General features: G+C 52.8%; 11 protein-coding genes and 1 pseudogene. 8 read left to right on the top strand and 4 right to left on the bottom strand.

The annotated features are described in order from the left end of the window. Nucleotides 1–236 precede the first annotated feature (236 nt). The gene (locus M3650_RS17905) at nt 237–1,517 is read left to right on the top strand and encodes a molybdopterin molybdotransferase MoeA (RefSeq protein WP_019424240.1); all 1,281 of its coding nucleotides are present in this window, start codon (nt 237–239) and stop codon (nt 1,515–1,517) included. A 220-nt stretch (nt 1,518–1,737) separates the two neighbouring features. Here M3650_RS17905 and M3650_RS17900 read toward each other — a convergent pair whose 3' ends face one another. After that, nucleotides 1,738–1,917: a hypothetical protein gene (locus M3650_RS17900; RefSeq protein ID WP_251576770.1), complete on the bottom strand. Its 180-nt coding sequence runs from the start codon at nt 1,915–1,917 to the stop codon at nt 1,738–1,740. A gap of 454 nt (nt 1,918–2,371) precedes the next feature. Then, nucleotides 2,372–2,617 (bottom strand): annotated as a pseudogene (locus M3650_RS17895) (hypothetical protein); the annotation flags it as partial. A 266-nt stretch (nt 2,618–2,883) separates the two neighbouring features. Between M3650_RS17895 and M3650_RS17890 the strand changes: the two are divergent. Continuing rightward, nucleotides 2,884–3,960: a ThiF family adenylyltransferase gene (locus tag M3650_RS17890; protein ID WP_251576769.1), complete on the top strand. Its 1,077-nt coding sequence runs from the start codon at nt 2,884–2,886 to the stop codon at nt 3,958–3,960. Here M3650_RS17890 and M3650_RS31995 read toward each other — a convergent pair. Next, complete coding sequence (locus tag M3650_RS31995) at nt 3,948–4,700, bottom strand: molybdenum cofactor biosynthesis protein (RefSeq protein ID WP_285848521.1); 753 nt, start codon at nt 4,698–4,700, stop codon at nt 3,948–3,950. The two genes, M3650_RS17890 and M3650_RS31995, sit on opposite strands and share 13 nt — an antisense overlap. A gap of 150 nt (nt 4,701–4,850) precedes the next feature. On the opposite strand from M3650_RS31995, the gene M3650_RS17875 reads away from it, so the two are divergent. The 6 genes from M3650_RS17875 (at nt 4,851) to M3650_RS17850 (ending at nt 11,083) form a co-directional block, all read left to right on the top strand. After that, nucleotides 4,851–6,110 (top strand): CapA family protein, encoded by a 1,260-nt coding sequence (locus M3650_RS17875; protein WP_251576768.1) that lies wholly within the window; start codon nt 4,851–4,853, stop codon nt 6,108–6,110. A gap of 29 nt (nt 6,111–6,139) precedes the next feature. Next, nucleotides 6,140–6,802, top strand: a complete 663-nt coding sequence (locus tag M3650_RS17870; protein WP_251576767.1) for a fumarylacetoacetate hydrolase family protein — start codon at nt 6,140–6,142, stop codon at nt 6,800–6,802. Between the two features lie 48 nt (nt 6,803–6,850). Continuing rightward, on the top strand, nt 6,851–7,702 hold the full coding sequence (locus M3650_RS17865) for a DUF92 domain-containing protein (RefSeq protein WP_251576766.1): 852 nt from the start codon (nt 6,851–6,853) through the stop codon (nt 7,700–7,702). Between the two features lie 91 nt (nt 7,703–7,793). Then, entirely contained in the window at nt 7,794–8,384 is a 591-nt protein-coding gene (locus M3650_RS17860; RefSeq protein ID WP_251576765.1) for a TetR/AcrR family transcriptional regulator, read from the top strand. Between the two features lie 153 nt (nt 8,385–8,537). Further along, complete coding sequence (locus M3650_RS17855; protein ID WP_251576764.1) at nt 8,538–10,460, top strand: ABC-F family ATP-binding cassette domain-containing protein; 1,923 nt, start codon at nt 8,538–8,540, stop codon at nt 10,458–10,460. 95 nt (nt 10,461–10,555) lie between these two features. Then, nucleotides 10,556–11,083 (top strand): STM3941 family protein, encoded by a 528-nt coding sequence (locus M3650_RS17850; RefSeq protein ID WP_251576763.1) that lies wholly within the window; start codon nt 10,556–10,558, stop codon nt 11,081–11,083. A 139-nt stretch (nt 11,084–11,222) separates the two neighbouring features. Here M3650_RS17850 and M3650_RS17845 read toward each other — a convergent pair whose 3' ends face one another. Continuing rightward, nucleotides 11,223–12,230 carry an oxidoreductase gene (locus M3650_RS17845; protein WP_251576762.1) on the bottom strand — a complete coding sequence of 336 codons (1,008 nt, stop codon included), beginning with the start codon at nt 12,228–12,230 and terminating at the stop codon, nt 11,223–11,225. Between the last annotated feature and the right edge of the window lie 4 nt (nt 12,231–12,234).

The raw sequence follows: 12,234 nt of genomic DNA, 5'->3' as shown, positions 1-12,234 counted from the left end.
ATCGTTGCAATCTGCGGTGTGTCTGCGCCTTATTGAGTATATGCTCATGGGCGGGCGGCAAACAGGTCATTCGCACTTATATAGGCAATGAGGCCGCGCTGGCTGAAGCGATGCTCGATCGCTCGATGCGAAGCCGCTCAACCATGAGATGGCGCACGAAATGTCCGGCCAATCGTTATCGCATCAACCGACGGAACGTACGATGTCCCAAATAGGCGGTTAGAAGGAGGGCGCAAATGACGAAGCCCAATACGTATACATCAGATCCAAAATTTAATCGCACAATTATATCCGTGCAGGAAGCGCAATCCATGGTCATGTCGCGAATGAAGGCGGGAGGGGTGGAATACATCCCGCTGGAAGAAGCATACGGCAGACATGCGGCGGCGACCGTGCGCTCAGATGTGCCGGTGCCGCATTTTCGCCGGTCCATCATGGACGGTTATGCCATCCGTGCCGCAGACATTACGCAGGCTTCGCTGGAGAAGCCAGTTCGACTGCGCGTGACGGAGGAGGTAGCGTGCGGCACGGTTGCAAGCCGAGCGTTGCTTCCGGGGGAAGCGGTGCGCATTATGACGGGCGCACAGGTTCCGGAAGGTGCAGATGCGGTCGTCAAGCTGGAGGAGACGACGGAATACGGCACAGCCGACCAGCGGGAGCTGGAGCTGCAGCAGCCGGTGAGGGAAGGCGACAACATTTTGCCTGTCGGCATAGAGATTGCGCAGGGCGAGCTGATGGTTGGCAGCGGCTGCCGTATCGGTGCAGGCGAAATGGCCTTGCTCGCCATGTTTGGCTGCGCGACCGTTCAAGTGCACCGCCGTCCGCGTGTAGCTATCTTGTCCACCGGACACGAGCTGCTCGATGTCTCTGCGCCACTGGAGCCGGGCAAGATTCGCAACAGCAACAGCTTCATGCTGGCCGCTCAGGTTCGGGAAGCAGGTGGAATCCCACACATGCTGCCGCATATTCCCGATGAACTGGAACGGGCGAAGGCAGTCATCATGGAAGCGATAAAGGAATTCGACGCCGTCGTTACGACAGGAGGCGTGTCTGTCGGTGACTACGATGTCATGTACGATCTGACAAACAATTGGTCTGGTGAGTTGTTGTTCAATAAGGTTGCGATGCGTCCAGGCAGTCCGACAACCGTCGGCTTCTTGCACGGCAAGCCGCTCTTCGCCTTATCCGGCAATCCGAGTGCTTGCTATGTCGGGTTCGAAATGTTCGTCCGTCCGGCGCTGCTTCGCATGCAGGGGGCACATGAACCGCTTCCTCATCGCATGACGGCGATGCTTCTTGAGCCGTTTGCGAAGCAGGACCGCTTTGAACGGTTCGTCCGCGGCAATTATGCCGCTGATGAGAATGGCAATCTTACGGTACGGCTGGCTGGGATTGATATGTCCAACGCTACGATTACGATTCGCGATGCGGATTGTCTCATCTGCATTCCGCCGACGAGCGCGGTCATGCCTGCAGGAACACGAGTCAATATCATTCCGCTGCGGCTGAGGCGCTAAGGCGTCTGAAGGCGACATCGCAGTGGCGAAGCCGACAGGTGGATGGATAGCTGCGATGGGATGATTAGAAAACGAACTGAAAATATAAATTTTTGCTTATGGCCAAAGGACACAGGGGAGTTCTTCTGCTGAATGTTCCTTAGACCCATTCTCCCGTACAGTCAGGAAGGGTAGTGCCGTGGCGAAGATAAGGTACATGCCACCTTGTATAGATACCATGTCAAGAAGCTGCCGTGAAGCGGCCAATCAGGATGGGAGTTAGCTTGACGGCGTCCAGAATCGCGAATGGGCGTGCCGCCTTCTGATGGAAGGGGAGAATGATGCAAAGGGGCTGATGAAGCGAATCACCTACAGTCTGAACGCGCCCCTGCACTAACGCAACGTTTTCCCATGGTGTCACTTTACCCTTCCCAGAGAAGGTATGCCCGTTCGATTCTTCGCATCACTCTCCCCTCTATTTAGAACATCAGCAACTCATTCCCTGCAATGAGCATCTTTCATAAGAATAGAAAACGAACTGAAAATATAAATTTTCACCCATCGTTACTCATTCCAGGGCAGCAAGCGCGGATCGGGATCGAGAATCGATTCGTACTGTGCCATTGAACCCCATGTTCCATCTGGATCCAAGCAACGTTAGAGATCGTATTTAGCGCAGCGATCTTCCGCTTGCGGACAATCATGGAAAGTGTTAATCGATATGGTCTGGAACGCATCGTAAATGAGAACCCCCCTTTGTCAGCAAAGGCTTTGAAGTATCTTTGAACGCTTCAAAGGCATGCAAATACCTTGTGATTTGCTTAATTAGGACCATGCTCGCCGCCTTCCGCATAGTGTTGCGATGTGGCGTGCAAATAAGCGTCAACCCCCTGCAGGTTCGAGGGACGATAGATGTGGTAGGCCGAGCGGCGCGTATCGACAAACAATGGAAAGCCAAGAGCTGCCGCACGGATACAGAAGTGCCGATCCTCTCCCCAGAAGGACACGTTGCGAATTTCAGCGAAACGAACACCAGCGCGAATCGCCTGTCGGCTAATTAAGGTGCAGGCACCGAGACCGCCGACTTCATAGATGCCAGGTTCTCTTAGCTGCTGCAGGAAAGCGTGCAGCCGGCGGGTGGATCCGATAAGCACACGCGGGGTGGGCATGGCTTCACCTCAGTAAAATATAATAGGGCTCAAGCGGTCGTTCACCTATATTGTATGAGCGATACGAGACATTCAACACAAGAAGAAAGCGATATTAATGAATGGCCCTCGTATGGAAGAGATGAAGTAGGCTTTTGCATCGCATTCATGTAAAATAGTAGTGATGATATGTAAGAGGTTAGCAAGCAGCTACGCGTAATATTTTAGGAGGCGACGACATGCAGGAAACGACAGCGACGGCTGATTCGGACGTGACAATAGACAATGGTTCGAACCATGATCGCTACTCCCGTCAAGAACGTTTCCAGCCTATCGGCCCGGAAGGGCAGCGTCGGCTGAAGGAGAGCTGTGTTCTCATCGTCGGTGCGGGAGCGCTCGGATCAGGCACTGCCGAAATGCTAGTGCGTGCGGGAGTAGGAACGGTGACGATCGTGGACCGGGATTATGTGGAGTGGAGCAATCTGCAGCGCCAGCAGCTGTACGTCGAAGCGGATGCGCTTGAGCGCCTGCCGAAGGCGGTTGCTGCCGAACGGCGTTTGAAGGCGATTAATAGCGACGCTAACGTGTGCGGGGTCGTCGCTGATGTAACGGTTGACGAATTAGACGCATTAGCGGGCGGGGCGCAGCTGATTATGGATGCGACCGATAATTTCGATACGCGTCTTTTGCTTAACGATTATGCGATGAAAAAAAGCATACCATGGATTTATGGCGCTTGTGTGGGCAGTTACGGCATGTCAATGATGTTCGTGCCGCAGGAGACGCCGTGTCTGCATTGTCTGATGGAAACGGTGCCGCTTGGCGGGGCTACATGTGATACGGCTGGAATTATTGCCCCGGCTGTACAGATGGTGGTCTCTTATCAGACGGCAGAGGCGTTGAAGTGGTTGACAGGACATCGTGAAGCGCTGCGTCATACATTGGTCTCGTTCGACCTGTGGACGAATCAGCATACGGCGATCGGAGTGAAGGACGCGAGACGGGTCGATTGTCCATCTTGCGGGATAAAGGCCACGCATCCGTATCTTAGCGCAGCCCATCACCGCAAGACAGACATTCTGTGCGGACGGGACACCGTTCAAATACGGCCTGCTCATCACATAGAGCTTGATTTGGACGATATCGCCCAGCGATTTCATTCTGCACAGCATGGAGAGGTGCGGGTCAATCCGTATTTAGTATCCTTGCAGGCCGATGCGCACCGCCTGGTCGTCTTCCGTGACGGAAGAGTGCTGGTGCACGGCACAAAAGATCCGGTCGAAGCGCGCATCATACATGACCGTTACTTGGGTTGATAAGGCTCCGTCATCGGATTCCAGAGTTCGGCCCCGAGCTGATGCCCGACCCATTTAGAGCCATCTTCCCATATTTCTTTTTTCCAAATGGGCACGCGCTGCTTCAAGCGTTCGATGGCATATCGGCTCGCATCGTAGCAGCTTGCGCGATGGGGAGAAGATACGGCGATAACGACGCTTGCTTCTCCCACAGGAACTGTGCCTAATCGGTGGGTAATCGCCGTTAACGTGCCAGGCCAGCGTGCGGCGATCTCTTCGCCGATGGATTGGAGCATCTTGAGCGCCATCGGAACGTATGCCTCATAATCGAGCTGGATCGTGCGCTTGCCGTTCGTGTGCTCACGAGTCGTGCCGATGAACAGCAGCGCTGCACCATGGTCTGGATCCGCGACTGCGCTGGAGACGGCTTCGACTGCAATGGAATTATACATAAGCACAAATCGGCCATCATTGGAACGGGCGCCTGTCTCAGTGGAGACCGAAGAGGTACCGTCTCCGCCGGATACCGGCGGGATTAAGGCCAATTCATCCTGCGGCACGATCATGCGGTCGTCAGCGGCATATTGTTGATTGACGGCCATGAAGGCGCGCAGAATCGCTTGCGCCGCATGCGGATATCGGACAGCCATTATACCTTTCAGCTCTGCTACGGAAATGGTGGAACCATGGGCTTCCACCGTTGCGACGGCTTGTCCGATCAATTCGCCCAATCCGGCAAAGCATTGCACATGATATAGCATTTTATAACCTTCTTTCTCCCATTGTTGCGATGAACACATTTTATCTGAACCCATCTTACCATAGGACTCAGGTAACTACCTAGTTTCCTGCAGGCTGGAAAAAGAACGTTAAAATAGAAGTCATTCAGTGACCGAGATTGAGGAGAAACTATGACATTATCGAGAATGGATCGAGCTAAAGAGGAGCGGGAACAACGTAAAAAGAAGAAGCGGCATCGTCTGTGGGGAAATGCCATTCTGGGCATTATCCTCATTGCGGCCGCTATCTACGGCTGGCAAAGCGGATTAATCGGCGGATCGGCGCCTGATGTGAATGAGTTGACTGTCGAGCCGGCAACCGGACCTTCATCGGACGGCGCGGATGCGAATAAGGAGCAGGACGATGCGAGCGGCCAACGTGGCGATGGAGGCGATTCAGAGAGCACCCAGCCCGTGGATCAGGATTCCGCCGGGAAAGAGCCGGTGGTGCGCCTCACATTTGTCGGGGATATGATGATGGCGGGCAAAGTAGAGGGCGTCGTTCAGGAGAAGGGGTACGACTTTCCATTTCAATACGTAAAAGGGTTGTTGCAAGCAGCGGATCTGTCTATCGGAAACTTGGAGACGCCGTTGACGACGGATGGCGTTCCAGCGGAGGAGAAGGACTTCGTCTATAAGACATCTCCGCAGGCGGCTCAAGCCATAGCGAATGCAGGTATTGACATCGTCAATCTGGCCAACAACCATACGATGGATCAAGGCGAAAATGGACTGCTTGATACGTTCGAAGCGCTCAATAAGGCGAAGGTGAAGTATGTCGGGGCAGGGAAGGACAGCAAAGAAGCTTACAGTCCCGTCATTGTAGAACGCCAAGGCATCAAGATGGCAATTCTCGGCTTTACCCGCGTCATTCCTGACTCAAGCTGGTATGCAGGGAAGAATAAGCCGGGGGTCGCAACCACCTATGAAGGTACGAAGGAGCAGGCGGCCGCGGCGATCAAGGAAGCGAAGCAGCAAGCCGATCTCGTAATTGTCATTGCCCATTGGGGCAAAGAGCGGGAGGATTATCCCCTCGAGTATCAAAAAGAATTGGCCCAATTATATGTCGATTCTGGTGCCGATCTGATTGTCGGCGGTCACCCGCACGTGCTGCAAGGCTTTGAGCAATATAAAGATAAGTGGATTGCGTACAGCGTGGGCAATTTTGTGTTCACACTCAATGAACTGCCGAAGACGTGGGATACGATGGTGCTGCAGGCGGAATGCACGAAGAGCGGCAAATGCGAGCTGCAGATGAAGCCGTTCTTTACCGAGCTGGGGCAGCCGGTACCGCTTGAGGGAGAGAAAGGCACCGAGCTGATGAAGCACGTCGAAAGCATCTCCAACCGTGTATCTATTGACGGACAAGGACGTATCGCATCGAAATCATAAATAAGTTGCCATGAGGGGAGACATAAACGATGAACGCAGACCTAAAAGTAAACTTTGACCCATCCGCCGTACGCAATGTGTACTGCATTGGACGCAATTATCGCTTGCATGCGGCAGAGCTCGGCAATGACGTGCCTACGCAGCCGATGGTATTTCTGAAGCCTTCCCATGCTGTATCGCTGATTGCCGATGGGACGCAGCTTCCTCTGCCGCTTCATACCGGTGCGGTTCACCATGAGATTGAGCTTGTGCTTCGCATTGGCCGCAAGGTGACCCCAGGCATGACCGCGGACGAAGCGGTGGATGACTATGCGTTAGGCATAGACTTTACGCTTAGAGACGTGCAGGATGTGCTGAAGCAAAAAGGACATCCGTGGCTTGCGGCAAAAGGAGTGCTGAATAGTGCCCCCATTACGCGCTTTGTGCCGTTTCCGGGAACGGCTGAGCTTGAACGCATCCCTTTTTCGTTAGTGAAAAATGATGAAACCGTACAGATTGGCAGTGCAGAAGAGATGATTTTTTCGCTGAATACGCTCATTTCATACGTCGCTCAGCATTACGGCTTAGGTGAAGGAGACTTGTTGTTTACCGGTACGCCTGCAGGAGTCGGTCCTGTACAGGCGCGGGATCGATTGGCCCTTTGTCTGCGCGAAGAGGTGCTCGGTTCCTGCATTATTACGGAGCAGGGTTAGAATGATCGGAACAGAACTGGCTTGGTGGAGTCTCGAGGAGGGACGAATTTGTTTCAAGAGTGGATGAGGCTATTGGGCAGCATCAGTCCTTGGTTGATTGGCTTCGCGGGAAGTCTGCTGGTGGCAGGCGCAGCGTGGTGGAAGCGATCGCTGACAAAATCGGGTGCCGCTGCAGCTGTTATCATGGGGACGATATATTATGGGAGTGGCGACCTTCTCTGGTTCGGATTGCTGTTGACTTTTTTCGTTACGTCAACTGGCTGGTCCAAGTGGAAAAAGCGAATGAAGGTGCGCTTTGATGAACTGTATGAAAAAACAGGAGAGCGCGATGCAGGGCAAGTGTTGGCGAACGGCGGCATTGGCATGATTCTCTGTCTCTTGAATTACATTGCTCCGAATTCGATATGGATGTGGTTGTTTATCGGGGTAATGGCTACGGTCAATGCGGATACGTGGGCAACGGAAATCGGCAGCCTCAGTCCTAAGCCTCCCCGTTCTATACTGACAGGCCGTATAGTTCCCGCGGGAACATCAGGGGCTGTATCGGTCATAGGCACACTAGCTTCTGTTGCGGGGGCGCTGACCATTGGCATTGCAGCCGTCGTTTTTATGCTCATTTTGAACGAACAGCATAATTGGATTGATTTAGGGGTGATCATTGGCGCAGCAGGAATAGGCGGTGTGGCGGGAGCCATGCTCGATTCCTTATTCGGCGCTACCGTCCAGGCGAGCTACCGCTGCAGCAAGTGCGGCGCGGATACGGAACGAACCGAACATTGCGGCATCCCGACCGTGCTCGTTCGCGGGGCAGGCTGGATGAACAATGATAGAGTCAATATGATTACTTCTTGCGCCGGCGGTGCTGCTTCTTGTCTTGTTTTGTTGTTATATGGAATGTAACAAATCGACAAGCAATCGAACTCGTGATATATTCGAACAAAGAATGTCAGGCATAGGTCATGGCTTGGGCAAATGTGGAGGAGGTGGGCCGATGAGTTACGGTTATGGCGATAAGCTGCACCTCATTTTAGATGCGGCATACGAGCTCTTCGGTTCCGATGGCTTTTACGAGACGAAAATGTCTGATATTGCCGATAAAGCAGGCATTGCCAAAGGAACACTTTATTTATATTTTAAGAGTAAGGAACAATTGTTCACCGCGATGACGGTGCGTGATTTTGAACAATATTTGCGCGAACTGGAATTCGGTCTGAATCAACGCCTTTCGTTGGAGGAACGGCTGCGATTTATTGCTGACCATCATTTGCGCTATTACTATAACCGCAAAGAGTATACGAAGCTGTTCTTCAAGACACCGAATAATGACCCGGACATGATGGCTGCGCTTCGAAACTTCATGCACAGCTATATGCGTCTTATTTCGGAGACGATGGAGGCTTACGGGTTGCCGGAAGCGACACTTCATGCCAAATCGTACGCAGGGATGTTGGATATGATCAAGATGGATATTTTGTTCTCGCCTACATTTACGGAACGAGATTTGCAGCAGCGCATTCGATTTGTTGCCGATTTGTTCATGAATGGGTGTGCCGCGAGTCATGAAGAAGCCGCCGGGCAGTAAGAGGAGCGACTTAGCCAAAGGTGCCGCCGGGCAGTAAGAGGAGCGACTTAGCCAAAGGTGCCGAAAGTGTATAAAAGCAAGGGGAGAACCTCGGGTTCTCCCTTTTTGGGCAAATTATGCGAATTTGCTTGCGAACCGAATGGAGGATTTATGATGCATTTAATGACGATAGATCAGCTTGGCAAAAGCTACGGAGAGAAGACGCTGTTCAAGGAGGTAACCTTCGGAATTGAAGCTGGGGACCGCTTGGGCATTGTCGGTGTAAACGGTACGGGGAAATCAACGTTTTTGCGCACTATCGCTGGAGTGGAACCATTGGAAGAAGGGCAAGTGCTTATCGGAAATCGGGTGACCCTGCAGTATGTGTCGCAGGAGCCAGTCTTTGATCCGGAGGCTGCCGTTCTCGATCAAGTGCTTGGCGGAAATGCGCCCGAGATGGTCGCTGTCAGGAAATATACGGAATGCTTGGAAGAAGCTCGCCGCAAGCCTGACGATGAAGCCGTACAGATGAAGCTTGTGCGCGCAAGCGATGATATGGAGCGGCTGCAAGCATGGCAGCTCGAAAGCGAGGCGAAGACGATTCTGTCCAAGCTTGGCATTCAACAGTTCGACGCCAAGATGGGAACCTTGTCCGGCGGACAGCGCAAGCGTGTTGCACTCGCCTCTGCGCTCATTCATCCGTCAGATATTTTGCTGCTGGATGAGCCGACGAACCATATCGATAACGATACTGTCGCATGGCTGGAGACGCTGCTGCAGAAGCGATCGGGTGCACTGCTTATGATTACGCACGATCGTTATTTTCTCGATCGGGTTGCCAACCGCATGATGGAGCTTGATCGAGGATGCGCTTTCTTCTATGAAGCGAACTATACCCGTTTTTTGGAGCTGAAGGCGGACCGTGAAGCAAGGGAAGCGGCAACCGAAGATAAACGACAGAACCTGCTGCGTCAGGAGTTGGCTTGGATCCGGCGTGGTGCGAAAGCGCGGTCGACGAAGCAGAAGGCGCGCATTCAACGGTTCGAAGATCTGCAAGCGGACGGACCGCTTGCAAAAGGCGATCAGGTGGACGTCTCGACCTTATCTGCCCGGTTGGGCAAGAAGATAATGGAGCTTGAGCATGTCGGTTGCTCCATTAACGGCCAAGCGCTGTTCCAGGATGTGAATTATATTGCGGTTCCCGAAGATCGCATCGGCATAATCGGACCGAATGGAAGCGGGAAATCAACGCTGTTGCGCATCATTGCTGGACTGCGAGAGCCTGACGAAGGGTCGATCGTGCTGGGGCCGACGGTCCGCATTGGCTTCTTCACGCAGGAGCATGAGGAAATGGATGAGTCGATGCGGGTAATCGAATACGTGCGCGAAGGAGCGGAAACGGTTCGTACGTCGGAAGGGCAGACCATTACCGCAGCGCAAATGCTGGAGCGGTTCTTGTTCTCTCCGGCGATGCAGTGGACCTTAATCGGCAAGCTGTCTGGTGGAGAGAAGAGACGGCTGCAGCTCCTGCGCATGCTGCTGGAAGCGCCGAACGTCCTGCTGCTCGATGAGCCTACGAACGATTTGGACGTGCAGACACTAGCTGTGCTTGAGGATTATTTGGACGATTTCCCGGGCGTAGTCATTACCGTGTCCCATGATCGCTATTTCCTGGATCGTGTGGTGGAACGTATCTGGTCGTTCGAAGATGGAGCGATAGAACAGCATGTAGGCAACTATTCGGAATATATGGAGTGGAAGGCAAAATACGGCGGAACAGCGAGCGCGGAGTCCGATCAAGCGGCTAAGGCGGCTACAGCAGTTGATAAATCCGAACGTCTCGAGCGTAAGACTAAGCTGAAAATGTCTTATAAAGAAGAGCGTGAATATGAGCAAATCGAGGATCGAATTGCAGAGGCGGAAGAAAATATGGAGCGCATCCAGAAGGAAATGGAGCAAGCATTCAATGACTCCGCCCGTCTGCAGGAGCTCATGAAGGAAGATAGCGCTGCCCAGACACAGTTGAGTGATTTAATGGAGCGATGGACCTATTTAAGCGAGTTAGCAGAACAGATTGAGGCAGAGAAACAGAAATAACATCGGTACGGACGGGATAGAGTGCAACATGAGGTTACGTGCTCCTTCATCGGTTTATATAAGAATAGGTAGGATGAAAGGAGAGATGCTCTGTCGTGACAGCATATAAAGCGGAGTCGAATGCATATGTCATTTATCCAGGCAAGCGCAAATTGATATTAACTTTGTTGGGGTCGCTTGTGTTCGTCGTCATCGGTATTGTATTGATGCTTGACAGTGAAGGAGTATCCATTGTCGTTGGCGGAATTTGTTCATTATTTTTTGCGGTAACATTGGCATACTCCCTCTTTCGCCTGATGGTGCCGAAGCCGGCGCTAGTTGTTTCTAATGAAGGCTTCATCGATAATGCCTCCTTGAGTGCGGCAGGTGAAGTGACATGGGATGAAGTAAAAGACATTTTTATTTATGAATTCATGGGCCAGCATTTTATCGGCATCCAAGTAGTGAATCCGGATCGGCTTATGGCGCGGATTCCATCGTGGAAGCAATCGATTGCAAAGGCGAACAAGCATTTAGTGAAAGCTCAAGTAAATATTCCAAAGGTCGCCATCAGCGTGCCATTGGAACAGGTGGTCAACGAAATGCTCGCGCGTTGGAAACGATCCGAACCAACAATGGGATAGTCATAACCAAACGAATACAAAGAGCAGGCGCCGACCTTATGAATCGGCGCCTGCTCTATTTAGATAATATGGTAACACTGACATGCGCAGCTGGCGTTTGTACGTTCGCGCAGCGTCATTGTTTCATTCACGATCATTTCTAATCTTCCGCAGCTACGTGGACGAGCGCGCGGCCCCATGTCTGCCCTTCGAGCATACGAGCGGTATATTCCGGCACATCTTGAAGGGATATCTCATGGATCCATTCATTGTCTTGTGCAATGAACTTCCATTCATCAGCCATTCTTGACCAGAGTCGAGTCCTGTGAGCGGCTGAAGCATAGACCGAGTCAATTCCGTATAGGGCTATGCCTCTCAAGATGAACGGATAGACCGATGTCGGCAGCTGTCCTCCCGCAGTCAGTCCGGCAGCCGCAACGGCTCCGCCATACCGGGTAGAAGCGAGCGCTGCTGCAAGAATGTCGCCGCCACATACATCGATTACTGCCGCCCAGCGCTGCTTATCCAACGCACGCGGCCGTTCAGGCTGCCACCCCTGCCGCGATACGACATGAGCGGCACCTAAATTCCGCAGTGTATCGGATAATTGACTCTTACCGCTCGCGGCGGTTACTTCGTAACCGAGCTTGGCCAGCATAGCGACGGAAATGGAGCCGACTCCGCCGCTTGCTCCGGTTACAAGAACCGGGCCATCATCTGGACGAATGCCGTGCTGTTCGAGGCGTTCTACGGCTAATGCCGCCGTAAATCCTGCCGTTCCGAACACCATCGCCTCCCGCAAGCTGAGTGACTCGGGTACAGGCACGACCCAATCTCCAGGGACGCGAACGATTTCGGACAGACCGCCGAAATGAGTCACCCCTAGCTCATAACCGGTAACCAGCACTGGCTGACCGGCAGTAAAGCGCGGATCATGACTTGTCATTACGATACCCGACAGATCGATTCCGGGGATGAATGGGTACGATTTAACGATGCCGCCGTTCGGTGCGCAAGCTAATGCATCTTTATAATTTAAGCTGGAATAAGCAACACGGATCGTTACACTGCCCTCCGGCAGATCGGACAAGCCGAGCTCCTGAACGGACACGTCCATTATATCGCCGTCTGACTTGCGCACGACTAATGCTCGAAAGCGCTCCGTCATATTT

The organism is Paenibacillus sp. MER TA 81-3, assembly GCF_023713585.1.
Taxonomy (GTDB): Bacteria; Bacillota; Bacilli; order Paenibacillales; family Paenibacillaceae; genus Paenibacillus_B; species Paenibacillus_B profundus.
Note: the sequence above shows the minus strand (reverse complement) of the source record. Positions and strands in the feature narration are given on the sequence as shown.

Excerpts from the sequence above, each read along its gene's own strand:
- M3650_RS17845 (WP_251576762.1), bottom strand. The coding sequence starts at position 12,230 with ATGACGGAGCGCTTTCGAGCATTAGTCGTGCGCAAGTCAGACGGCGAT.
- M3650_RS17870 (WP_251576767.1), top strand. The coding sequence starts at position 6,140 with ATGAACGCAGACCTAAAAGTAAACTTTGACCCATCCGCCGTACGCAAT.
- M3650_RS17890 (WP_251576769.1), top strand. The coding sequence starts at position 2,884 with ATGCAGGAAACGACAGCGACGGCTGATTCGGACGTGACAATAGACAAT.
- M3650_RS31995 (WP_285848521.1), bottom strand. The coding sequence starts at position 4,700 with ATGCTATATCATGTGCAATGCTTTGCCGGATTGGGCGAATTGATCGGA.
- M3650_RS17875 (WP_251576768.1), top strand. The coding sequence starts at position 4,851 with ATGACATTATCGAGAATGGATCGAGCTAAAGAGGAGCGGGAACAACGT.
- M3650_RS17860 (WP_251576765.1), top strand. The coding sequence starts at position 7,794 with ATGAGTTACGGTTATGGCGATAAGCTGCACCTCATTTTAGATGCGGCA.
- M3650_RS17855 (WP_251576764.1), top strand. The coding sequence starts at position 8,538 with ATGCATTTAATGACGATAGATCAGCTTGGCAAAAGCTACGGAGAGAAG.
- M3650_RS17905 (WP_019424240.1), top strand. The coding sequence starts at position 237 with ATGACGAAGCCCAATACGTATACATCAGATCCAAAATTTAATCGCACA.